Source organism: Chryseobacterium sp. MEBOG06, assembly GCF_021869765.1.
Taxonomy (GTDB): Bacteria; Bacteroidota; Bacteroidia; order Flavobacteriales; family Weeksellaceae; genus Chryseobacterium.
The window spans coordinates 2,361,891-2,384,854 of record NZ_CP084580.1; the positions used below are offsets into that span (position 1 = coordinate 2,361,891).

21 protein-coding genes are annotated in these 22,964 nt (G+C 35.3%); 20 read left to right on the plus strand and 1 reads right to left on the minus strand.

Annotated elements, in window-relative coordinates; all coding sequences use genetic code 11:
* Window positions 1–14 precede the first annotated feature (14 nt).
* From LF887_RS24320 to LF887_RS10825, 13 genes are all read left to right on the plus strand, one after another.
* Window positions 15–1,145 carry an RHS repeat-associated core domain-containing protein gene (locus LF887_RS24320; protein WP_317207798.1) on the plus strand — a complete coding sequence of 377 codons (1,131 nt, stop codon included), beginning with the start codon at window positions 15–17 and terminating at the stop codon, window positions 1,143–1,145.
* A complete protein-coding gene (locus LF887_RS10770) occupies window positions 1,120–1,734 on the plus strand; it encodes a hypothetical protein (RefSeq protein ID WP_236859190.1) in 615 nt (204 codons plus the stop codon). Before LF887_RS24320 ends, LF887_RS10770 begins: the two co-directional genes overlap by 26 nt.
* A 232-nt stretch (window positions 1,735–1,966) precedes the next feature.
* Entirely contained in the window at window positions 1,967–2,455 is a 489-nt protein-coding gene (locus tag LF887_RS10775) for a hypothetical protein (RefSeq protein WP_236859191.1), read from the plus strand.
* An 8-nt stretch (window positions 2,456–2,463) separates the two neighbouring features.
* On the plus strand, window positions 2,464–3,525 hold the full coding sequence (locus LF887_RS10780; protein ID WP_236859192.1) for an RHS repeat-associated core domain-containing protein: 1,062 nt from the start codon (window positions 2,464–2,466) through the stop codon (window positions 3,523–3,525).
* Window positions 3,526–3,529: 4 nt separating this feature from the next.
* Window positions 3,530–3,892: a hypothetical protein gene (locus LF887_RS10785; RefSeq protein ID WP_236859193.1), complete on the plus strand. Its 363-nt coding sequence runs from the start codon at window positions 3,530–3,532 to the stop codon at window positions 3,890–3,892.
* A gap of 1,167 nt (window positions 3,893–5,059) precedes the next feature.
* The gene (locus LF887_RS10790) at window positions 5,060–6,187 is read left to right on the plus strand and encodes a hypothetical protein (RefSeq protein ID WP_236859194.1); all 1,128 of its coding nucleotides are present in this window, start codon (window positions 5,060–5,062) and stop codon (window positions 6,185–6,187) included.
* Between the two features lie 116 nt (window positions 6,188–6,303).
* Window positions 6,304–6,660 (plus strand): T9SS type A sorting domain-containing protein, encoded by a 357-nt coding sequence (locus LF887_RS10795; protein ID WP_236859195.1) that lies wholly within the window; start codon window positions 6,304–6,306, stop codon window positions 6,658–6,660.
* 11 nt (window positions 6,661–6,671) lie between these two features.
* Window positions 6,672–10,133, plus strand: a complete 3,462-nt coding sequence (locus LF887_RS10800; protein ID WP_236859196.1) for a hypothetical protein — start codon at window positions 6,672–6,674, stop codon at window positions 10,131–10,133.
* A gap of 6 nt (window positions 10,134–10,139) precedes the next feature.
* Entirely contained in the window at window positions 10,140–13,580 is a 3,441-nt protein-coding gene (locus tag LF887_RS10805; RefSeq protein ID WP_236859197.1) for a DUF6443 domain-containing protein, read from the plus strand.
* Window positions 13,577–14,095, plus strand: coding sequence for a hypothetical protein (locus LF887_RS10810; protein WP_236859198.1), 519 nt, complete (start codon window positions 13,577–13,579; stop codon window positions 14,093–14,095). Before LF887_RS10805 ends, LF887_RS10810 begins: the two co-directional genes overlap by 4 nt.
* 98 nt (window positions 14,096–14,193) lie before the next feature.
* Complete coding sequence (locus tag LF887_RS10815) at window positions 14,194–15,054, plus strand: hypothetical protein (protein WP_236859199.1); 861 nt, start codon at window positions 14,194–14,196, stop codon at window positions 15,052–15,054.
* Window positions 15,020–16,105: an RHS repeat-associated core domain-containing protein gene (locus LF887_RS24325; protein WP_317207799.1), complete on the plus strand. Its 1,086-nt coding sequence runs from the start codon at window positions 15,020–15,022 to the stop codon at window positions 16,103–16,105. The genes LF887_RS10815 and LF887_RS24325 overlap by 35 nt, the downstream gene beginning before the upstream one ends.
* On the plus strand, window positions 16,105–16,542 hold the full coding sequence (locus tag LF887_RS10825) for a hypothetical protein (protein ID WP_236859200.1): 438 nt from the start codon (window positions 16,105–16,107) through the stop codon (window positions 16,540–16,542). The genes LF887_RS24325 and LF887_RS10825 overlap by 1 nt, the downstream gene beginning before the upstream one ends.
* A gap of 34 nt (window positions 16,543–16,576) precedes the next feature.
* Here LF887_RS10825 and LF887_RS10830 read toward each other — a convergent pair whose 3' ends face one another.
* Window positions 16,577–16,768: a hypothetical protein gene (locus LF887_RS10830; RefSeq protein ID WP_077415264.1), complete on the minus strand. Its 192-nt coding sequence runs from the start codon at window positions 16,766–16,768 to the stop codon at window positions 16,577–16,579.
* A 193-nt stretch (window positions 16,769–16,961) separates the two neighbouring features.
* Between LF887_RS10830 and LF887_RS10835 the strand changes: the two genes are divergently transcribed.
* From LF887_RS10835 to LF887_RS10865, 7 genes are all read left to right on the plus strand, one after another.
* Complete coding sequence (locus LF887_RS10835) at window positions 16,962–18,419, plus strand: RHS repeat domain-containing protein (protein ID WP_236859201.1); 1,458 nt, start codon at window positions 16,962–16,964, stop codon at window positions 18,417–18,419.
* Between the two features lie 357 nt (window positions 18,420–18,776).
* Window positions 18,777–19,757 carry an RHS repeat-associated core domain-containing protein gene (locus LF887_RS10840; RefSeq protein ID WP_236859202.1) on the plus strand — a complete coding sequence of 327 codons (981 nt, stop codon included), beginning with the start codon at window positions 18,777–18,779 and terminating at the stop codon, window positions 19,755–19,757.
* A 15-nt stretch (window positions 19,758–19,772) separates the two neighbouring features.
* Window positions 19,773–20,213, plus strand: coding sequence for a hypothetical protein (locus LF887_RS10845; protein ID WP_236859203.1), 441 nt, complete (start codon window positions 19,773–19,775; stop codon window positions 20,211–20,213).
* A gap of 2 nt (window positions 20,214–20,215) precedes the next feature.
* Complete coding sequence (locus LF887_RS10850; protein WP_236859204.1) at window positions 20,216–21,100, plus strand: hypothetical protein; 885 nt, start codon at window positions 20,216–20,218, stop codon at window positions 21,098–21,100.
* Window positions 21,101–21,391: 291 nt separating this feature from the next.
* A complete protein-coding gene (locus LF887_RS10855; RefSeq protein ID WP_236859205.1) occupies window positions 21,392–21,712 on the plus strand; it encodes an RHS repeat-associated core domain-containing protein in 321 nt (106 codons plus the stop codon).
* 81 nt (window positions 21,713–21,793) lie between these two features.
* Complete coding sequence (locus LF887_RS10860; RefSeq protein WP_236859206.1) at window positions 21,794–22,147, plus strand: hypothetical protein; 354 nt, start codon at window positions 21,794–21,796, stop codon at window positions 22,145–22,147.
* Between the two features lie 12 nt (window positions 22,148–22,159).
* Window positions 22,160–22,936, plus strand: coding sequence for a hypothetical protein (locus LF887_RS10865; RefSeq protein WP_236859207.1), 777 nt, complete (start codon window positions 22,160–22,162; stop codon window positions 22,934–22,936).
* Window positions 22,937–22,964 lie beyond the last annotated feature (28 nt).

Genomic DNA, 22,964 nt, shown 5'->3' on the forward strand with positions numbered 1-22,964 from the left:
CGAGACTGCATCGGATGGTTGTTATAATAACAAAACCACTACTATTGAGTGGTGGTTTTGTATATGAAAAACTATATATTCATTCTGAAAACAATAAATATATTTATCAGTATAAAGACCACCTTGGAAATGCCAGGGTAAGTTTTGCAAAAGACAAAACAAGCGTTCTTGAAATAACGGATATCAATAATTATTACGCATTTGGAATGAATCATATTGGAGGAGTGAAAGGCTTGTTAGGAGGTTATATGAATTACAAGTATAATGGTAAAGAGCTGCAGGAAACGGGAATGTATGATTATGGCGCAAGGATGTATATGCCGGATATCGGTAGATGGGGAGTTGTTGATCCGCTAAGTGAAAAGGGACATAATTTTTCTCCGTACAATTATGCTATAAATAATCCGGTACGTTTTATTGATCCAGACGGAATGTGGATTAGTATTACAGATGGACAAAATACTTACCGTTATTCTAATGGACAAACCCAACACCAAGTAGACGGAAAATGGGTAACAATTGACAAAAATGTAAAATTATCAGATAATGTAATAGGAATTGTTTCAGGTTTATCAGCATTAGAAAATGGTGGAGATACAGGAAAAGATTTGGTATCATATTTTGATAATGATAAACATGATGTGAATATTATGTATGATAAAGGAAATGCTGGAGATGCAGGGATTAGTTCATCAGATCCTATCAAAATAGATCCAAAAAAATCAACACAAACTCCAACGACCAATGGTCTTACAGAGTCTCCATTCTTTGTGAGCCTTGGGCACGAGTTAGGTCATAAAAGAGATGAAAGTAATTATTTGTTTAATGGAAGTTGGTTTGGGGTAAGTAGAGGAGAAATTTTTGCTTCACATTGGGAGAATATGATTCGTGCTGAAAATGGTTTGCCTTTAAGGTCTTCATACTCAACAAATCCGAAAATTTTTGGAGGTTTAGATTTACAAACTGTTTTAATTGACTGTACTGGAAATAGTCTTTACTATAATCACTATGGAAAACCGTTAGATAATACATCGGGAGATGATAGATTAAACGCAGCAAGATCAGTATATGGAACAGCCGCTTCATCAGTTTTAAAAGGAAGATATAATTATTATGACAATGCTAAACGAACAAAAAAGAAATAATATCCGTTTTATAGTTTTTATTTCTCTGCTCTTCTTGCAGTCTTGCTCTGCACAAAATCAACAGATTAAAGTTTTCTTTGAGGATAAAAAGAAAAGCTCCTACGAAGGTTGTATTAAGGAATTAGAAGTTGATAAAATGAAAATGACAGATGAAAATAAGGAGGTTATAGAATTAATGATTAGTGGCTGTAAAGATGCATCAAAAATCTTTGATAATTTTATAGACGGAACTATTGCTTTATTACCACGCAAAGAAGACGATTTTATTATTTATAATTGGAAGAACTACTCTCATTATATTCCCGCCCCTAGTGTTACAGTGCTTAAAACAGATAAGGCTAATGTTGTGGAATTTACATACTATGATGAAGTAAATAATAGAGATGACAGCACTTTGAGAAGAAAGGTTTATGAAGAAAAAGAAGGAAAATTTAAAAATGAACTTGAGTTTATTCAAACTACATTAAAAGGGGAGAAAATGGATGATAATATATCTCGATACCAACGAAATGATTATTACGTTATCAAAAGGATTAAGGGAAAATATTTTTATTATACCATACTTAATGGAAAGTTAGAAATTAGATAGTCTGATTTGCAATCTATGCCCTGTAGATAAATAAAGAACTGCTGCGCATTCTATGACTTTGCGCTGATAACCATAAATCCTCGCTTTTGCGAGGGTTTATGGTTTTACAAAGCAGCAGCGTTTTTAGCAAAAAGTCTTTAAACCCATCACCGAAGTCAGCGGTAATTTTGACGAATACCTGACCTATGACCTGAATGGAAACATCAGTAATCTCAAGCGTACAGCGGCATCTATGCCAGGAAATACGGCTACTTTGGTCGATAATCTTGATTATATCTATAATGGCAACCGCCTGACCCAAGTGATCGAAAATGCTATGAATGATACCGGTTATGAAGGAGGTAATAATATCATAGATTATGACCTGAACGGGAGTATGACCACGATGAAGGATAAAGGAATTCAGAATATTGCTTATAATCATCTGAACCTGCCTGATGGTTTTGCAATTAGCCAGACAGATCCGTTTGGTACAAATGTAAATTTCAGTTTAAGCTATTTATATCGTGCTGACGGAACAAAACTCCGAAAAACAAATAAATCAGGAGGAGGAAGAGGTCAATCTACCTCATATTCATATACTGATTATTTAGACGGTTTTCAATATAGTTTTTTGGAAACTGTACAGCCTTGCTTATGGTGTAGAACAAGTGTAGCCTATGAACAGGAGGCATTTAAGGATCCAATCCTTCTTGCCCCCCCCCTATTTTGGGCTCCCTAGGCTGGCTATTGGATTTTGTACCAACTTCAGAAGGTTTTTATAGCTTTACAGAAAATCGCTATATTTACCAATATAAAGATCATTTAGGAAATGCCAGGGTAAGTTATGCTAAAAATAGTGAAGGCAACATTGAAATTACAGATACGAATAACTACTACGCTTTTGGAGCAAACCACATAGGCGGAACTAAATCCAGTTTAGGAGGATATAAAGGCTACAAGTACAACGGAAAGGAATTGCAGGAGACTGGTATGTATGATTATGGAGCGAGGATGTATATGGCTGACTTAGGAAGATGGGGTGTGGTAGATGGATTGGCAGAAACAACAAGGAGATGGACTCCATATGCATATGGTTTTAATAATCCTTTACGTTTCATAGATCCGGATGGAATGCAAAATCAGGATATTAATATAATAGGTAGTATGGCAAGAGAAGGATTTGATCAGCTAAAATCCAATAGTAGTCTTAAAATGGAAAGGAATGAAGTTGATGGTAAATTAAGCACAGGCAAGTTAAGCCAAAAAGATTTTAATAAATTATCTGATACAGATAAAGTTTTATATAATGGTATTAGAAATCCTAATACTAAATCTGTAATTTATGCAGATAATAATAATGTTACACCAGACGGAGGATTAATACCAGGAGGCTCCTTTGGGGGAGCAAAGTATGATGCTGTAACAAAAACGAGTACAGCTACCCAATATACAAACCCTGAAGTATTGGGAGCAGCTGAAAGTTTCTCTGATGCTCCTAAAGGGACTGGTATAACTCATGAAATTGTAGAGAATGTATTGATCGCTCAAAAATCCTTGGAAACTAAAAGCGATGTTTCTATTAGTACTTCAGCTAATTCCAATCCTATTTTTAACGAAATGCATGATCTGACAAGAAAAATGATGCCATATGATAACATTATTATATCAGCGAGAACAAGAGCTGAAAATACCGCGACAGGCTTAAGAAAGTACTATGAAGGTTTTGCTGGGAAAATAGATCCTAGTAATCAAGTTCAAACTACACCTTTATATAAAGTTTATAAAGATGATAAAAGATTAAGAAAATAACATTATGAAAAATATTCTTTTTTTATTTTTTCCTGCCATTCTGTGCAGTTGCCAAACAAATAATATTAAGATTAGTTCAGAGCCAATTGATATTACAAGGAAAATAATTTCTTTTAAACAAGATAAAATGGTTAGTATACTAATAGCAGATAACATGGATATTATAGAAATATTTAAACCGACTAACAATAATACTTGTACTAAAATTGAATTAGGGAAAAAATATTCCTTTAAAGTAACATCTGTAAGTGGTTTAATCCAACAAGGTGGTGACTCACCTAAAATATACATTTTAAATGATTCGATTATAATAAAGTATAACCATTATTATACTGCGGAAGAGGATCAGAATATTTGTATCAAATAAAATTCTTTTAACAAAGATTCAATTTTTGCAAATTACAGTGAGTCGTCCGCTGGCAAAGTTTGTAACTTTAAGCTAATAATAAAAAAACCATCGCAATTGCGGTGGTTTCTTGTTGTAAAGAATGTTGTGTTTTTTATATATGAAATAGAACTACTTAGGTTACAGATTTATATTAAAATGAGTTTGGTATTGTTCGGGGTTTCTTCGAGTGTTCTTCGGTAAAATGATTCTTTTTCCGAAGCTCATCCGAAGAACACTCGAAGAGCTATCGAAGAAAACAGATGTGAAACCTGTCAAAAGATGTCAAAACCGGTGATGATTTTCAGGAGTGACTGCCTATTGAAAATTCCTTTGTAAATTCGTTCAGGGAACTCAAAAAATACATTAAAATGGTAAGAATAACAAAAGGAATCCTCTCTACCGTACCTGCAGAGTGTGGGTAAAGTAACAATAACAAATCTACAACGATTTTAGAGATCGTTTTGTATTGTAAAAAACGTTGTGTTTTGCATTCTTCCAAGAATATTAGTACATAAGACATAGAGTTTTTAAATTTGGAAGACTAAAAATCTTATAAATAATTATGACAGAGGGAGAGTTAAAGAATATTACTGATATATGTAACAAAGCTACAAAAGCACCAGATCAATACTGTTTATTTATGCATTCTAAGAATTATTTAAACCTGTATTTCTGAATATAAAAATATTTCATACGGATCATACAATCTTCTTCAGAAATCAAAATTATTTTTCATTTTATGGATGAACACTGGTATTATACGACATGTTCTGTCGCTTTGCTGGTTTACTTTTGCTTTAGAATACTATCAAAATAGGCGAAAAAATATATTGAAACGGTATAATAAATTGCATTTGCTTATTTGAGTTCTGTTAAAAATTATTAAATTTGTATAAAAATAAACTAATACCAACTTAAAAATAATATGAGAACGAAAATACTTTTTGGTGTACATCCACTTGATGTACTACAGTCTAATACTTAGATCAATCTTATCATTACAATTTTTTGACACTGAATAATTTTCCGGAGTTTCCGGAATCTATAGAAATATATACAATGTGTACAATATTGTATATATAAATGCACATTATATCCCTGTTATTTGAAATGTTTACTACTATATTTGAAAAAAATCAAATACATATGAAAAAAATCTATTTGGGTGTATTTACCTTATGCACCATTCTGGGATCAGCCCAGGAAATTTTATGGCAAAAAAATATAAAATCCTCAACGCAGGATTTTCTGAGCCAGGTGACTACTACCATTGACGGACAATATCTGATTACCGGAAGTTCCATTCAAGCAGAGAAGCTTAAACAAGGTAGTAAACAGAATAATGGCTACGATTATCATTTGATAAAATTGAACCAGCAGGGAAAACAGGTTTTTGAAAAATATTTTTCAGGAAACAATCATGATTATCTGTCTGCAACAGTCGCTACCCAGGAAGGTGGATTTTTACTTTCTGGAACCTCATTTTCCACGAAAGGGCTTGACAAGAAAGACGATTCCAAAGGAGGTTCTTCAATTTGGCTGATCAGGATCAATGAATTTGGAGACGAGATTTGGCAGAAAACACTGGACACTGCTGCTGATGAGGAAGCCAGAGCGGTTATCCAAACCACAGATTTAGGATTTTTTGTGGCCGGAAATGTTCAGAATTCTTCAAAAGGCTACGGTTCTAAAGATGTGCTGATCATCAGGCTGGACAAAGACGGAAAAGAACTGTCCCAATTAATCTGGGGCGGAAAAGGACTTGATGAAGTTGAAAAAATGATCCCAACAAAAGACGGCGGAGCTTTACTCGGGATTTATTCCAGAAGTTCAGCGGTACAAGGTAAGACATCTCCCATAAAAGATGCCCAAAATACATCCGACACCCGACACCTGACTATTGTACAAAAACAAAGCGACAATTTCGGTGAAGGAGATTATACGGTTCTTAAAATCGACAGGAACGGAAAAATTGAGTGGGAAAAAAACTTCGGTGGCAAAGGTGATGATCACATCAGAACACTTGCTTTAACTTCCACAGGATACATTATCGGAGGTGAATCAAGATCGGAAATATCAGGAAACAAAACGGTAGGCATTGAAGAGGGTACTGACCTGTGGTTGATTTTTTTAAACGAGAGAGGAGAAGAACAGTCACAGAAATCTTACAATTTTGGGAACCGTGATCTCTTAATGGGAATGAGTGTGATTCATTCGGCAGACGACAAGTCCTCCAAAGGATTGCTTCTGGGGGATATACTCAGTCTGAAGTAAGAATAGAAGAAAATGACGAGACTTTTTGGATACTATATTTAGACCAAAATGGAAATGAACAGTGGAGAAAATATGTAACCGGAGAATCCAGACAAAAAGAAGAGCGGCTGGCAGCCGTGGCAATTGACAGGGATGGTTCTATTGTTTTAGCCGGAACCAGTGCTGAGGAACTGGGCAAAGAAAACTGGAAAATTGTAAAACTGGGAGACAAACAGGTTGATCAGCTAATGGAGAAATTTGATATCAAGATCTATCCGAATCCGGTATCAGATTATGCTTACATAGAAATTGGCTTTGATTTTAAAGAGGCTGATATTATGCTGTATGATATGAGCGGAAGACAGCTTCAGAGCTTGAAGACAAAGAATAAAGTAACCAAGATTAACACCCAGGCTCTTGTTCAGGGCGCTTATCTGGTGACGATAAAAACGGATAATAATAAAACAGCCAATGCAAAGCTGATTAAGAAATAAAACTAAGAATCATGAAAAAAAGTACAATAGCTGTTATTTTATTAACAGCCCTTTTGGGGCATGCGCTTAAGGGACAGGCCTCTATTGGAGGAGATGTTGCTAAAAGCTATGTTGGAGAGATAAATCAAATGTTTCCCGCAGCTCCTACTTCGAATAACCTGATGAAATTTGAAGAAGTCCCTGTCAGTTACTATACAGGAATTCCTGATATAAATATTCCTCTGTTCAATATTCCGACCAGTAATTCAAAAGTACCGGTGAGTGTTCAGCTGAAATATCATCCTCTCAATGCAAAACCGGATGATAAAGCAGGAGAAACAGGTCTCGGCTGGAGTTTGATCGCAGGAGGAACCATATCCAGAACGATAAGAGGTGGTGGAGCAGATGAAAAGAACAGAACAATTGCCTTTTCCAGCCCTCCCAAAACAAAATTTGGTATCTATAATCATACTTACAACCCTACTTTCAAAGTCATGAATGATGAGCCTGTAAATATGGATGACTATAAATTCTTTGCAGGGCAGGGGCGGTATGACACAGAATATGACCTCTTTCAATATAACTTTATGGGACAATCCGGAAGATTTTATATTGTAAAGGATGCTGCCGGAAATTATAAGGCTGAGAAACTGGATAGAAATAATCTTAGGATTACTTTTAATAATAATTCTACTGGAGAAGTTACTTCCTTTACAATTGTAGATGATAAAGGGATTAAATATATTTTCAGCCCGATGGAAAATTCACAGAAGTCCATTACCAATATAAAAACAGGGCTTACAACAGGAATGTCGAACATTGATGCGAACGAGGAAATTAATGATTATTGGTCTTCATTTCATCTTACAAAAATTACGGATCAAAATAACGTAGCTTTAGCATTATTCAAATATGAGCTTTCCTCATTAGTGAAATATGAAGAGCCAACCACCCGTACTTTTAGATATGCAAGCAATATTAATTATACCAATACAAGCAATACCGTTGGGGGAACGTTGCAGAACCCAGATTGGAATATGCCGGGAGCAATTGAATCCCAAACAATCAATAACAGTACAGGTACAAGCTTGTTAACAAGTATAGAAATAGTAGATAAGGGAACAATTTATTTAAATTACGAAAAAGGCAGGCAGGATTCTAATTATATTGAACCCATTAATCTCTATAAATTAAAATCCATTCAGTCTAATTATCCCGGGCAAAGCCCTACTCAATATACTGAGAAATATATTTTTGATTATGACTATGCAGATACAAATTATCAGCAAGGAACAATTACACCTATAGTATTAAGAAAGATGCTTTTGAATAAGGTGACTAAAATTTCGCCTAATAATCAAAATCAGGAATATACTTTAGAGTATAATAAAACGACAGAAATGCTAAGTAGAGATGGTTGGGGATACTACAAAGGGGAGGATCCTAACGCTATAACGAATGATGTCATTAAATCTATTACCTATCCTACAAAAGGAAAAAGTGTCTTTGAATTTGGCACCAACGATTATAGCCATTATTATAATGGGATGGGAATGGAAGATATTACAGGAAGCTGGGTTGATCTATATAATTCTTTTGGCCTTACCGGTTTAAACTCATTTAGCCCTACAGCAAAAGCTGAGTTTTTTACTATAAACTCAGCGCAAAAAGTTAAACTGTATCTCTTGTTAGGAAATTTAATGTATTCTGAATGGAAACTTGAAATCTACAAAAAGCTGGGTAATAATACTTTTTCCCCGCCCGTATTTACCACTGGGTTAACCTATCAATTATGCATACAGGTAGGTGGTGGATTCTGCCCTGGTTCTGGTACAGGGCAAGAACCTATTTATGAATTAAATAATGAAACCGTAGAGCTTGAACCTGGGACATACTATGCTTCCTTAAGCGGTAGTCATGGACCAACCTACAAACCTGTTTCTTATGTTTTTTCTGCGGATACAAAAGAACGTGTATTTAATGATTATGCAATTAGAAAAGGTGGAGGATTGAGAATTAATGGTATTAAGTATTTTGATACCCCTATTACTACAGGAACGGTAGCTAAAGAGTTTATATACGATTACAGGAATATCAATACTTCCAGCAAAAGTAGCGGGTCACTAGTGTTTCCAGAACCTATTATGGCCTATGGTGACAGTTATTCCTACAGAAATAAATTGTTCAATGCTGATATTACGTATAGTGCTCAGTTTGATGTACAAACAGATTCTAATATCCTTCCTGTTCAGAAAACCCAGGGATCCGATGTCGGGTACAAATATGTTACCGTAAAACAAATTGTAAGAGATAATAATGATAATATTACCGATAATGGGAAGACCGTTTATACCTTCAGATCTCCGCTTGAGTACCCGAATCAGGGTAGCTTAGCCCTTCAGCCTCCTGTAAGACCCATTCCTAATCTCGATTATCTGAGAGGACAGCTGGTTTCTGAGAAAAAGTATAATTCAACCGGGCAGATCCTTTCAGAAACCCAAACGAATTATTCCTCCATAGAAATTGAAAAAAATGACGGGATCAAATTACTTGATAATTTTTACAGAGTTTCGGTTGCGGAATATTTTAGCTATAACTCATTTCAGGAACTTTTGAGCCACGTAGGAAATGTAAGTTTGACGACCCCTTATAAAAACTTCGAAAAGTTTGGGATCACTTTACCTACCTCTAAAACAGAAACGTCTTATTTCTACAAGAATGGTATTCAAAGCTCGGTGAGCAGTACAAGCACAAGCGTTTATAACGCTTTAGACTATTTGTCCTTATCTACCCAGCTTTTTCCTGACGGTACATCCACTATTACCAATTACCTGTATGCCACTGAGAAGAATAATCAGAAGCTCATTACTGCCAATATGCTTGGTATTCCTTTAGAAACAGAAGTTGCTCAGAAAGCAAGCCCTTCGGGTCAGAGTAAAACTTTGGCTAAGACAGAGCTTATTTATGACCCGTCTACTGCGAGTCTTTTCCCTGATAAGATAATAGGTCTTAACATTCAGAGCAATACCATGGAAAACCAGATCCAGTATGACCGATATGACAGCAAAGGTAATCTGGAACAATATACCTTAAAAGAAGGAACTCCTGTAACCATCATCTGGGGGTACAACAAAACTCTTCCTATTGCAAAAATAGAAGGAGCGAGGATGATTGATATTCCACAATCGGCCATAACAACCATTGTCAATGCGTCCAATATCGATGCATCTGCCGGAGTAAACAATGATGAATCGGCGCTGCTGGCTGTTCTGGATACCTTTAGAAAAACCACTGCAGCCAATACCCAAATTACCACGTACACCCATGATCCTCTGATCGGAATAAGAAGTATCATACAGCCTTCAGGAGTAAAAGAACTGTATTTTTACGATACAGAAAACAGGCTGAAAGAAGTAAAACAGGAAGAAAGAGATGCAAGCGGAAATATTTCTTATAAGACATTAAAAGAATACCAGTACCATTTTAAAAACTAAAGACCGATGAAAAAAATTATAATTCCAATAGGAATTCTGTTGAGTACAGGAGCTCTTCATGCCCAGCTTTCACCAACAGAAAACTATGTCTATACCAAAACCTACCTTGATTATACCACTCCTAAAGTAACAGAGACGGTACAGTATTTGGATGGGCTTTCAAGACCCAAACAGAATATCAATATCAAGGCTTCTCCGGATGGGAAAGATGTTGTAACCTCATTTGAATACGATTTATTTGGAAGACAGGTGAATGAATATCTCCCTGTCCCTCAGTCCGGAACCCAAAATGGAGCGATATATGGTTCTCCGCTTTCCAATGCCAGCAATCCTCAGATTTATGGCAGTGAGAAGATCTATTCTGAGAAAAGATTGGAAAGTTCCCCGCTTAACCGTGTTCAGCAGCAGGTTCAGGTGGGTACAGACTGGTCTCAAAAGCCCATAAAATATGAATATGGCACTAATGGACAGAGTGAAGTTTATCATTATCTTATATCTTCTACCTGGTACAACGGAGCCACAAAGAGTGAGCTTAGTTTAGCTCCCGGAGAAACATATCCTCCCGGTCAGTTGTATAAGAATACAGTGAAAGACGAAGACGGTAATGAAACCCAGGAGTTTAAGAATGCCAAAGGCCAGGTTATCTTGGTAAGAAAGGTGATGAGCAGTACAGTACATGTGGATACCTATTATGTTTATAATGAATATGATCAGCTTGCCTTTGTTCTCCCCCCAAATGCTATCCATAAATCTATTACGGATGATCTTCTGAATAGTTTATGCTATCAGTACCGTTATGATGGGAGAGGAAGGCCTGTACAAAAAAAGCTTCCAGGTAAAGGCTGGGAATATATGGTTTATGACAAACAAGACCGGCTTATTCTTACCCGTGATACGGTTATGGAAGGTAAAGGACAGTGGCTTTTTACCAAATATGATAAATTTGGACGCGTGGCCTACACAGGGATTATATCTGGTGGAGACCGTGAAACGATGCAGAACCAGCTCGGCAGTCAGAATATTGTAGAGGAGCAGACTGCTTCCGGTTTTAACAGGCCTGGGATTATGGTATACTATACGAACAATTTTCTATCGGATTCCCAGACTATTCTGAGCATTAATTATTATGACAATTATCCTCGGGATACTAAGAAGTTTCCTCCTTCTGTTATTTTAGACCAGCCTGTGATCAATGCAGCGAGTAGTGTGAGTACTCAGGGAATGCCTACGGCTTCTTACGTAAAGAATGTAGAGGATGATAATTGGACTAAAACGTATTTCTATTATGATTTCCGGGGAAGAGCAGTAGGGACTCATTCCGTAAACCATCTGGGAGGATATACAGGAACAGAGAGCCAGCTTGATTTTTCAGGCACACCTAAAATGACTGTTACCAGACATAAGCGTTTAGATACCGACCAGGAAAGAGTAATTACCGAAACGTTCGAATATGACAGCCAAAACAGGCTATTGGTACATAAACATCAGGTAGATAATAATGCTGTTGAATATCTTACCCAGAATAAGTACAATGAACTTTCCCAGCTGGAATCTAAGAAAGTAGGAGGAATTGCTGCCGCATCTCCGCTTCAGCAGATGGACTATAAATACAATATCCGGGGATGGATGACCCAGATCAATGATCCTGCCACCCTGAACGGAAAACTCTTTGGGTATAAGATCAAATATAATACCCCTGAAAACCCATCGACAACTGGGAAATTCAATGGCAATATCGCAGAAGTTGACTGGAATAATGGCTCTGAAAACAATCTCAAAAGATATGTTTATGAATATGATGCCCTAAACAGGCTTACCAATGCTTTTTATAAAGAACCGGGAACCGGAGTCAGCGGTAATTTTGACGAATACCTGACCTATGACCTGAATGGAAACATCAGTAATCTTAAACGTACAGCGGCAGCTATGCCAGGAAACACAGCTACTTTGGTAGATAATCTTGATTATATCTATAATGGGAACCGCCTGACCCAAGTGATCGAAAATGCCATGAACGATACCGGTTATGAAGGAGGTAATAATATCATAGATTATGACCTGAATGGGAGTATGACCACGATGAAGGATAAAGGGATACAGAGTATTCAGTATAACTATTTAAATCTTCCCTACCAGATTAATATTCAGAATGTTAATTTTGCAGGAAAAGTAAACACGGCAGATATCAGCCATCTTTACCGGGCAGATGGGGTGAAACTCCGCAAAACATATATACAGTCATTTCATATGGGGCTGCCCATAGATCATCTTACTGATTACCTCGATGGTTTTCAGTATAGCTATAGAGGTGATGGCAATGTATGTTTAGTGTGCAGAACAGAAACAGCCTATGAAGAACAGGCCTACAGAAAAATAATTGATCCTGTAATTCCTTCTACTCCCCAATGGACTCTGGATTTTGTACCTACCGCAGAAGGATTTTACAGTTTCAAAGAAAACCGCTATATTTATCAGTACAAAGACCACCTTGGAAATGCCAGGGTAAGTTTTGCCAAAGACAGCACAGGCACTCCTGAAATAACGGATGCCAATAATTATTACGCATTTGGCATGAATCATATTGGAGGAGTGAAAGGCTTGCTAGGAGGTTATATGAATTACAAGTACAATGGGAAGGAATTGCAGGAAACAGGTATGTATGATTATGGCGCGAGGATGTATATGGCAGATATAGGAAGATGGGGTGTAGTAGATCCTTTGGCGGAGAAGATGAGAAGGCATTCTCCTTATAATTATGGCTTCAATAATCCTCTTAGATTCATAGACCCTGATGGACGTGGTCCTTTGGATATAATTTATTTTAATTTAAGTGGGCGAGAAGTTAAAAGGGAAAAGCAAGAGGGAGCGGATGTTAAAAAAATGGTATTAACTACAAGTAAAAAAGAGGAAGATGTAAATTCTGCTATTGGCAAAGGACACGTTGTATCTGCATTTTCAAACTCCGAAAGTGATAAGATGGCAGGAATGTATAAATTTGGACAAGGTGACAAAACCCAAACAGAACAAGGTTTCATAAGGGGAGATAAAGGAGAATCAAAAGTTGTCACAGGAGATAAAGCAGGAGAAGTTGGACCTAAACAATGGGCAGATGCAAGAAAAGATTTAAAAGATAAAGGCAGCACTGCTACTTCTGATGTTCATTTACACGTTAACGAATATGATAAGGATGGAAATATGACTAGTTATGGAGCAGCAAAAGGGTCTCCCACAGACACAGAAGCTAAAAACAACAGAGGATTTACAGAACCTAACGCTGTGCTTGGATATCAAGAAGAAATTGAGTCATTGCGTGCTGGTCAGATTGATGGAACGCCTAAAGTAAATTATCCGCCGACAGTAGGTTTTTATGATACTAATACAAACCCTATTATAACGGTTGAATTTTCAAAATTACAATCCACAATTAAGAAAATAAACGAGAAATGAGAAAGATTATATTACCATTGATGTTGTTTATTCTTAATTCTTGTGCAACTCATATAGATACGGGAAATAACATTAACTCTAATAAGTTAGATTTTATTTACTTAAAAGATTATAATGAATTTATTTATAAATCTAAAGTAAATGCTTCTGCAGATAATCAAACTTATATAACCACAAATTTTAGTGAACGTCTACCTAAAGGGGTTTTGGCTTGGAAAGTAAAAGGTAATGAGTTTTACTTTAATTACAAGCACGGACAAACTATTTACATAAACTCTGGATATAAAAATATAGGTAATTCTAATAATTGGAGTATAAAAGATGTCAATAAAGAAGATATTTTAAATGTAATAAAAGATTCCGAAAACCAAAAACAAATTGGTTTTGAAATTAAAAAAAACAGGGTTACAAAAATTTATTCTGATGGCAGGGTTTCAATATTATTACTTAATATAAAGCAAGATAAAATCAATGAATTTTTAAATTTGATTCAAAATTTTGAATACTTAAACTAACACAAAACCCACCGCAATTACGGTGGGTTTTGTGTTTTATAGAATAGAGTAATTTTCTACGAGTAGGCTTGTTTAGCTTTAAAATCCCGCTTCAGCAGATGGACTATAAATACAATATCCGCGGATGGATGACCCAGATCAATGAGCCTGCTACTCTAAACGGGAAACTTTTTGGATATAAGATCAAATACAACAATCCTGAAAACCCATCGACAACTGGGAAATTCAACGGAAATATCGCAGAAATAGACTGGAATAACAGTTCTGAAAACAATCTCAAAAGATATGTTTATGAATATGATGCCCTAAACAGGCTTACCAATGCTTTTTATAAAGAACCGGGAACCGGAGTCAGCGGTAATTTTGACGAATACCTGACCTATGACCTGAATGGAAACATCAGTAATCTCAAGCGTACAGCGGCATCTATGCCAGGAAATACGGCTACTTTGGTCGATAATCTTGATTATATCTATAATGGCAACCGCCTGACCCAAGTGATCGAAAATGCCATGAATGATACCGGTTATGAAGGAGGTAATAATATCATAGATTATGACCTGAACGGGAGTATGACCACGATGAAGGATAAAGGAATTCAGAATATTGCTTATAATCATCTGAACCTGTCTGATGGTTTTGCAATTAGCCAGACAGATCCGTTTGGTACAAATGTAAATTTCAGTTTAAGCTATTTATATCGTGCTGACGGAACAAAACTCCGAAAAACAAATAAATCAGGAGGAGGAAGAGGTCAATCTACCTCATATTCATATACTGATTATTTAGACGGTTTTCAATATAGTTTTTTGGAAACTGTACAGCCTTGCTTATGGTGTAGAACAAGTGTAGCCTATGAACAGGAGGCATTTAAGGATCCAATCCTTCTTGCCCCCCCCTATTTTGGGCTCCCTAGGCTGGCTATTGGATTTTGTACCAACTTCAGAAGGTTTTTATAGCTTTACAGAAAATCGCTATATTTACCAATATAAAGATCATTTAGGAAATGCCAGGGTAAGTTATGCTAAAAATAGTGAAGGCAACATTGAAATTACAGATACGAATAACTACTACGCTTTTGGAGCAAACCACATAGGCGGAACTAAATCCAGTTTAGGAGGATATAAAGGCTACAAGTACAACGGAAAGGAATTACAAGAGACCGGGATGTATGATTATGGGGCAAGATTTTATATGCCGGATATAGGGAGATGGGGAGTTGTTGATCCGTTGGCTGAGACTTCTCGTAGATGGTCTCCTTATACTTACGCCTATAATAACCCTATTCGATATATAGACCCGGATGGAAGATTTGCGATTCCTCCTGATGATTATATAGATGCTTCTACTGGAAAGTATTTGGGAAGTGATGGGGCTGCAACAACTAATGCCAGGGTAATATATAAAAGCGATTGGAATAGTATTACTTCTGAAAAAGGGGGTTCTACATCAGCAGATGCTACATCAGCTTTACAAGCAAGCAGTTCTGTAATTACAGTCAATAATACTCAAATAAATTCTGATATAAATAACGCCAATAATGAAACTATTAAAGACCAGACAAAGGAACGACAAGTTTGGGTTGGTATGGAGGTTACAAGAGGGGACACTCCTACAGCGCAAGTAACCTCTGTTAGAGGGCCAGATGGGATAGATGGAAAAACAACAACAACTATAGCATCTCTTATGGATAATTCAGGAGCTACAGTAAAACAAACTTTTGATGGTACAAAATTAATCCCTGTTGCTCAAGTGCATACGCATAATACTTCGCAAAATCCTAGTCTAGTAAATACACCAGGGACATCTGTTAAAGATAAATCAACATCTAAGAGTTTTAATATTCCTGTGTATGCAGTTGATTCTTATACGGGAACTCAATCAACTGGAAATGCAATACATAGAGTTATGCCAAATGGTACACAAACAAATAATATTGGAACTACTAATACTAACAATATAGGACAGGCAGCTTTAAAACATTTTATAGATAAACAAAAAACTCCATAATGAAAAAGATTCTATCAATATTATTATTGAATTTTTGCTTGTTTAGTTGTTACTCGCAAAAATCAAATTCAGATATAATATATTTTTTACCTTCTTCCGTTAATGAGATTCTTATTAAAGAGCTTCAAAAAAGAGGGCCGAATAATGAAACCTATATAGTTTTAGATAAAGAGAATACAGATACCTATACCATATACTTGAATAGGCTCTCTAATTCTTCGGAAAATTTTTGGGTAAAACACAGCAATAGATCTGTATTTATACAAGGAAAACTAATACCTCTTTATTTTTATTCTGATGAATACTTTTCATTTGCAGAGAAAGGTGAAACAGTACTAAAGAAGTTAGGCACAGAAGAAGTAATTAAAAAGACTATTAATATTCGGGAGAATACATTTTTTATAAAATTTAAACTCGATGGAGAGATAGTAAAATAAATACAAACCCCGCTCATTGAGCGGGGTTGTTATGTTATAAAATGCTTTGCAGCTTAGTTTGTTTAAGGAATGCATCCAGGAGAGCGAAGACATGTTGTCTATCGTTCTCTTTTAGTTTTTGTATATCTAAAATTTTAGCGACAATATTTTTATCCAGTAGAATATCCGTAGACCCTACGAGATAATCCAGAGACACTTCCAGGGCTTCTGCCAGCTGTGTGGCCATCTCAATAGATGGTTTTACTTCCTCACGCTCCCCCCGTTGGTGCGAGAATCTTGCTCGTACCTAAATTAATTATAAGATTACTTTTCAATGCAGCCTTATAAAGCCTAAGCTGGATTTTGCCGGAGTAGCTCTAACAGATAACCTTGTATATAAATACACCGGCAACCGCCTGACTCAGGTGATCGAAAATGCTATGAATGATACCGGTTATGAAGGCGGCAATAATATCATAGATTATGACCTGAACGGGAGTATGACCACGATGAAGGATAAAGGAATACAGAGTATTCAGTATAACTATTTAAATCTTCCCTACCAGGTTAATATTCAGAATGTTAATTTTGCAGGAAAAGTAAACACGGCAGATATCAGCCATCTTTACCGGGCAGATGGGGTGAAACTCCGCAAAACATATATACAGTCATTTCATATGGGGCTGCCTATAGATCATCTTACTGATTACCTCGATGGTTTCCAGTATAGCTATAGAGGTGATGGCAATGTATGTTTAGTGTGCAGAACAGAAACAGCCTATGAAGAACAGGCCTACAGAAAAATAATTGCTCCTGTAATTCCTTCTACTCCCCAATGGACTCTGGATTTTGTACCTACCGCAGAAGGATTTTACAGTTTCAAAGAAAACCGCTATATTTATCAGTACAAAGACCACCTTGGAAATGCCAGGGTAAGTTTTGCTAAGGACAGCCAAAGTGCTCTTGAAATTATTGACACCAACAATTACTATCCTTTTGGTTTAAATCATATAGGCCAGGGAAAAAGTCTTTTAGGTGGGTATTTAAATTACAAGTACAATGGTAAGGAACTGCAGGAGACGGGAATGTACGACTACGGCGCACGTTTCTATATGCCTGATATTGGAAGATGGGGAGTTGTAGATCCGCTGGCGGAAAAGATGACTCGTCATAGTCCTTATAATTATGCGTTTAATAATCCAATCAGATTTATTGACCCGGATGGCAGATCAGGAAAAGATTGGTTTAATAATTCAATGGGTCAAATGGAATTTAGAGATGATGTTAAAAGCCAACAGGATTTGAATGATAAAGGAATAAAAGGAACCTATGTGGGTGAAACTGCTCGGCAAGGAGATTTAAATTATGCTGCGAACGGAGTGGTTTATGATGATTCAGCTGCAGGAGGAGGAAAAGCAATTGCTGATGGTAGGGTTACCGATGTTGGAGAAGTCACAATTACAAAGGAAGCATCTACGCCTAGAAAAACTTGGAATTTTGTTGCAGATAATTTAATTTCTCCTCCAATGGAAGGAGTTTCCGTTGTTGGACATATTCTTTACGGTAGCTTCGTTGCTTTCCCACAACAAGCTATTGAGCAAGAAAAAGTTTATGGTCTTCATGTAAAAATGGATGTAAATGTTCTTAAGTTTAAAAATGGAAGTCTTAAAAGAGTAACCTATAAAGATGGTGATCCCATGACTGAAGCTGAGCAGTTCGAAGCATTTGCTAAGCCAGGTGTTGAAGCAATGACAGCAGGAGTCAGTTTTGGTTTTAATCCAGTTACAAAGCTTGGTACTGTAGGGAATGCAGTTGGTAATTGGGGGGTAAATACAGCTGCTAAAACTGCTGTAAAGAAAGGAATATATCAATTAGGACCTAAAAAAGATAAAGAATGATAGATCTATTATTTGGTTTAGTTGGAACATTTATTAGATGGATTTTCGTCTATAAATGCAATTCAAAAAAAATGGCAGAGTCTTATAACTCTGATACGACACAAGAAGGAATAAAGAACAATTTAGTGGGACTCCTTTTGATACCTATAGCTATTGTAATAGGGTTAATAATATATTATTTAGAAAAGAAGTAAAATTTTCTTTAACAAATAGCCAACCCCATCGCATTGCGGTGGGGTTTGTGTTGTAAAAATTGTTCTGTTTTGTAAATGAAAACAGAACAGCGGTAATTTTGATGAATATCTGACCTATGACCTGAATGGAAATATCAGCAATCTCAAACGTACAGCTGGAGCTATGCCAGGAAACACAGCTACTTTGGTTGATAATCTTGATTATATCTATAATGGCAACCGCCTGACCCAAGTGATCGAAAATGCTATGAACGATACCGGTTATGAAGGAGGTAATAATATCATAGATTATGACCTGAACGGGAGTATGACCACCATGAAGGATAAAGGGATACAGAGTATTGCTTATAATCATCTGAACCTGCCGGACCTGTTCTCCATCAATCAGAATAATCCTTTAGGAGGGCTTACCAGTTTCGGACTGAGCTATCTTTATAGGGCAGATGGCACAAAAGTACGTAAGACTTATACCTCCGGAGGCGGGAAAGGACAAAACAAAACGACAAAGATGACAGACTATCTGGATGGATTTCAATATAATTATATCGAAACCTCAGGTCCTTGTTTATGGTGCAAAACCAGTGTTGCCTATGAAGCAGAAGCTTACAGAGATAAGAATATTTTTGATCCCGGAATCATATCCCCTATATGGCTGCTTGATTTTGTCCCCACTGCAGAAGGATTTTACAGTTTCATAGAAAACCGCTATATTTATCAGTATAAAGATCACCTTGGAAATGCCAGAGTAAGTTTTGCCAAAGACAGCACAGGCACCCCTGAAATAACGGATACGAATAATTATTATGCATTTGGAATGAATCATATTGGAGGAGTGAAAGGCTTGCTAGGAGGTTATATGAATTACAAGTACAACGGGAAGGAGTTGCAAGAGACTGGTATGTATGATTATGGCGCAAGGATGTATATGCCGGATATTGGAAGATGGGGTGTGGTGGATCCGCTGGCGGAGAAAATGCGTCGTCATAGTCCATATAATTATACATTCAATAATCCTATACGATTTACTGATCCGGATGGAAGACAAGCAGATGATTGGCGAAACAAAAATGGACAGTTAGTTTATGACCGCAAAGCTAACGATGGAAAAGGAGATTATACAAAGTTTGCTACTGATAAAGACTAAGCATATGGAGATGGTTTGAAAAATTCAGGTAATACGGGTGCCACACAATTTGATCAATTAGTAACTTCAAAGTTACCAACTACTGTAGAATATAGTAAAGAAGACCACCCTTTTTCAATGGGAGAAACGCATCCAATTGAGAAAGATGGCAAACTTGTAGGTTTTGAGATTATAATATATGAGGGATCTAGTGAAGCTGCCTTTAAAAATCCAGACAAAGTTTTAAATTCTGACGAAGCAGATAATGTGAAGAAGGGAAATTTAAGTGCTTTTGATATATCAACTTCAACTTTTGGTCATGAGATTGCCCATGCAAATGAAAAAAATCACCAACTACTTAAGAAACAAGAAGAAACTGGTATTGTTAACCCTAAAAATAACAGCGAAACAATGCCAATAGCTATAGGAAAACAGATTTTTAAAGAATTGAGAGATAATGAAATTAAAAATAAATAATTATGAATAAATACTTTATTATTGTCTTACTCTTTTTAGCTACTTGTTGTAAATCTCAAAATATTACCACGTTTTCTCAATTAGAAAATAATATTAGAGAAATACTTTTTCAAAAAGGTTATATATCACAAAATGCGTATTCTCAAAAAAACAGTTTTACTATTTATGGAACTTATCAAAGAAAAGTTGATGAAAAAAAGTTACGAAATGGTATATATGATCTTTATTTAGGAAATCATAGTCCTCAATTCAAATTTATTTACGAGCGAAATAAAATTATTTTTTTAGATATTTATTCTTTCAAGAATTTTTTAGAATCAATGAGAACACAAATGATTTATTTATTTGAACAAAGATATTGTAGAGAAATTATTGTTGATTATGTAAAGAGATTGATTAGAACACATTACAGTTTTAATAGAAATCCAAGAGATCTGTTTAATAAAAATTGTGAATTTCCAGAAAAAAGAATACCAAGTACATTTTATTTAAATGAAATTAAGAGTAAAATTATTACCGAAATTGCGCAGAACGAGGATTTAAAAAAAGGAAATTTGCAACTTGAAAAAATTGAAAACATTGCAGTTGGTGAGTTAAGTATATATTTTGGTATTAATGAGAAAGAAAAATTGGAAGAAGGAATTTATAGTTATGTTAATATAAATTCTAGTGTTTCTAATAATAGTTATTTTATCCTAAATGGAAATGATATTAAGTTTTTGAAAATGGATTCAGATGAATCATTCATTAAATCAATTCAAGAAATAATTTTATTTGGAGAAGATAAAAATATATGTTCTGAAAAAATTATTTGGTATATCGAACAATTATTTTCAAATTATATGGAAGACTCTTGTCTTTCTAAAGTTACGAAAGATTTGCCGTAACCCTCGCTCCCGCACGATTGTATTGTGTGGAGATAAATAAAAAACCTCGTAATTTTACGAGGTTTTTGTGTTTTTATAGTGCAGCTACATTTTTATTAAAGAAGTCTTTAAATTTTTTGGTGGTGAGAATTTTTTCCACGAGTCTGAAAATGGTATTCTATCACTTTTATTTATTCAAACTCTATGGTCTCTAGATTGGTATTAGACTAAATTCCCAACTCAGAAGGTTTTTACAGCTTTACAGAAAATTGTTATATTTACCAGTATAGAGATCACTTAGGAAATGCAAGAGTGAATTTTGCAAAAGATGAAGGAGGAAATCTTGAGGTCCTCGATACAAATAATTACTATGCGTTTGGGATGAATCATATTGGTGGTATAAAAAGCTCATTGGGAAATTATAAGAACTATAAGTACAATGGGAAGGAGTTGCAGGAGACGGGAATGTATGATTATGGGGCGAGGATGTATATGGCAGATATAGGGAGATGGGGTGTAGTGGATCCATTGGCAGAGAAATATCAAATGATGTCTGTTTATAATTACGGTGGGAATAATCCTATCTATTTTATTGATCCTAATGGGATGAACCTAGATACTTGGGAATTGTAAAATTAAAGAAATCTCAAAAGATATACCTTTTTAAGTATATAAGTTTGAAAATCAGTAGAATGCGGAGTGTTTTTTTAGTTTTTGGAGAAAAATTCAAAAGCTGGAAATGAATTTGATCTACTTCAATATACTGAAGGTATTACAGACAAAGGAATGGTGGGTAGAACATTACAGTTTAAACATTTAACTAAAATAGATTCCAAAGGAGATATAGGAGGTTTTTTGCCTTCTTTACAACTTAATTACTATAAAAATTTTCTTAATACAACAAAAGGCATTCAGCATATGAAGAGTATTTATTCACATTCCCACCCAGGAGACGGAAGGAATCCTATACCTTCCGGTAATGACTTGCAAACAGCAGAAAATCCATATATTCCAATACCTACATTTAAAGTATATAGTGGAGGTGTTTATAATACATTTAAACCATAAAATAGAAAATTCATGAAAAATATATTTTTCTTCATATTTTTAAGCCCTTTTTTATATTCTCAAAATTATCAAGTAAAAGACTCCCTTAAAGTTCTTGCTATGAGCAACTTTAAATCCATGGTAGTTTTTGAAAATAAAAATGGGAAATTAATTCCTAAAAGAAATTATAGTTACGATCAAAGTAAAAATCAAATCATTATTAAAAATATATCTGAGAAAGAAAAACAATGGTTGATGACAATTATTAAGCTTGATAAGAATTATCATATTCAGGAAGAAGAGAGAGTATTTGAAGTAATGCTTACTCCTGAAAAAGAAAATATATCAGTAAATAAACAAGTTTCGATGATAAGAAAATATTTTTACAATAGCAATAATACAGTTGACATAAAGGATTATAATAGCAACGGTGTTTTTTGGGGCAAAGAATTCATTATTCTTGATCAAAACAATAATATAAATGAAAGTATAAAACTCTTTACTATTGCTGACGATATTGTTGTTACAGAAATAGAGAGGTACAATTGGATTGATAATAAGAATTATCATTATGAGAAACTTACTTTTAATGCTCCTAAATCTAGAGTAGTTGGAGATTATACACTAAATCAATATGGAGAACGTAGTTTCTTTAAGGGAAGTATGACTCTGAATGACGAAACAGAAGAGATAAATATTCCTTTTGGCAATAAGCTGAAGAAATTTGATGCTAAAGGAAATATCATACAATTATACACACTGTTTAATGGAAAAGAAAATGTTGTAGAGGAAAGAAAAATTGTATATTAATTTTTTAATTTAAAGAATATTTCCATTT

Coding starts and splice junctions, on each gene's coding strand:
- LF887_RS24320 (WP_317207798.1), top strand. CDS start 15: ATGGTTGTTATAATAACAAAACCACTACTATTGAGTGGTGGTTTTGTA.
- LF887_RS10770 (WP_236859190.1), top strand. CDS start 1,120: ATGCTAAACGAACAAAAAAGAAATAATATCCGTTTTATAGTTTTTATT.
- LF887_RS10775 (WP_236859191.1), top strand. CDS start 1,967: ATGCCAGGAAATACGGCTACTTTGGTCGATAATCTTGATTATATCTAT.
- LF887_RS10785 (WP_236859193.1), top strand. CDS start 3,530: ATGAAAAATATTCTTTTTTTATTTTTTCCTGCCATTCTGTGCAGTTGC.
- LF887_RS10790 (WP_236859194.1), top strand. CDS start 5,060: ATGAAAAAAATCTATTTGGGTGTATTTACCTTATGCACCATTCTGGGA.
- LF887_RS10800 (WP_236859196.1), top strand. CDS start 6,672: ATGAAAAAAAGTACAATAGCTGTTATTTTATTAACAGCCCTTTTGGGG.
- LF887_RS10805 (WP_236859197.1), top strand. CDS start 10,140: ATGAAAAAAATTATAATTCCAATAGGAATTCTGTTGAGTACAGGAGCT.
- LF887_RS10810 (WP_236859198.1), top strand. CDS start 13,577: ATGAGAAAGATTATATTACCATTGATGTTGTTTATTCTTAATTCTTGT.
- LF887_RS10815 (WP_236859199.1), top strand. CDS start 14,194: ATGGACTATAAATACAATATCCGCGGATGGATGACCCAGATCAATGAG.
- LF887_RS10825 (WP_236859200.1), top strand. CDS start 16,105: ATGAAAAAGATTCTATCAATATTATTATTGAATTTTTGCTTGTTTAGT.
- LF887_RS10830 (WP_077415264.1), bottom strand. CDS start 16,768: ATGGCCACACAGCTGGCAGAAGCCCTGGAAGTGTCTCTGGATTATCTC.
- LF887_RS10835 (WP_236859201.1), top strand. CDS start 16,962: ATGAATGATACCGGTTATGAAGGCGGCAATAATATCATAGATTATGAC.
- LF887_RS10840 (WP_236859202.1), top strand. CDS start 18,777: ATGCCAGGAAACACAGCTACTTTGGTTGATAATCTTGATTATATCTAT.
- LF887_RS10850 (WP_236859204.1), top strand. CDS start 20,216: ATGAATAAATACTTTATTATTGTCTTACTCTTTTTAGCTACTTGTTGT.
- LF887_RS10865 (WP_236859207.1), top strand. CDS start 22,160: ATGAAAAATATATTTTTCTTCATATTTTTAAGCCCTTTTTTATATTCT.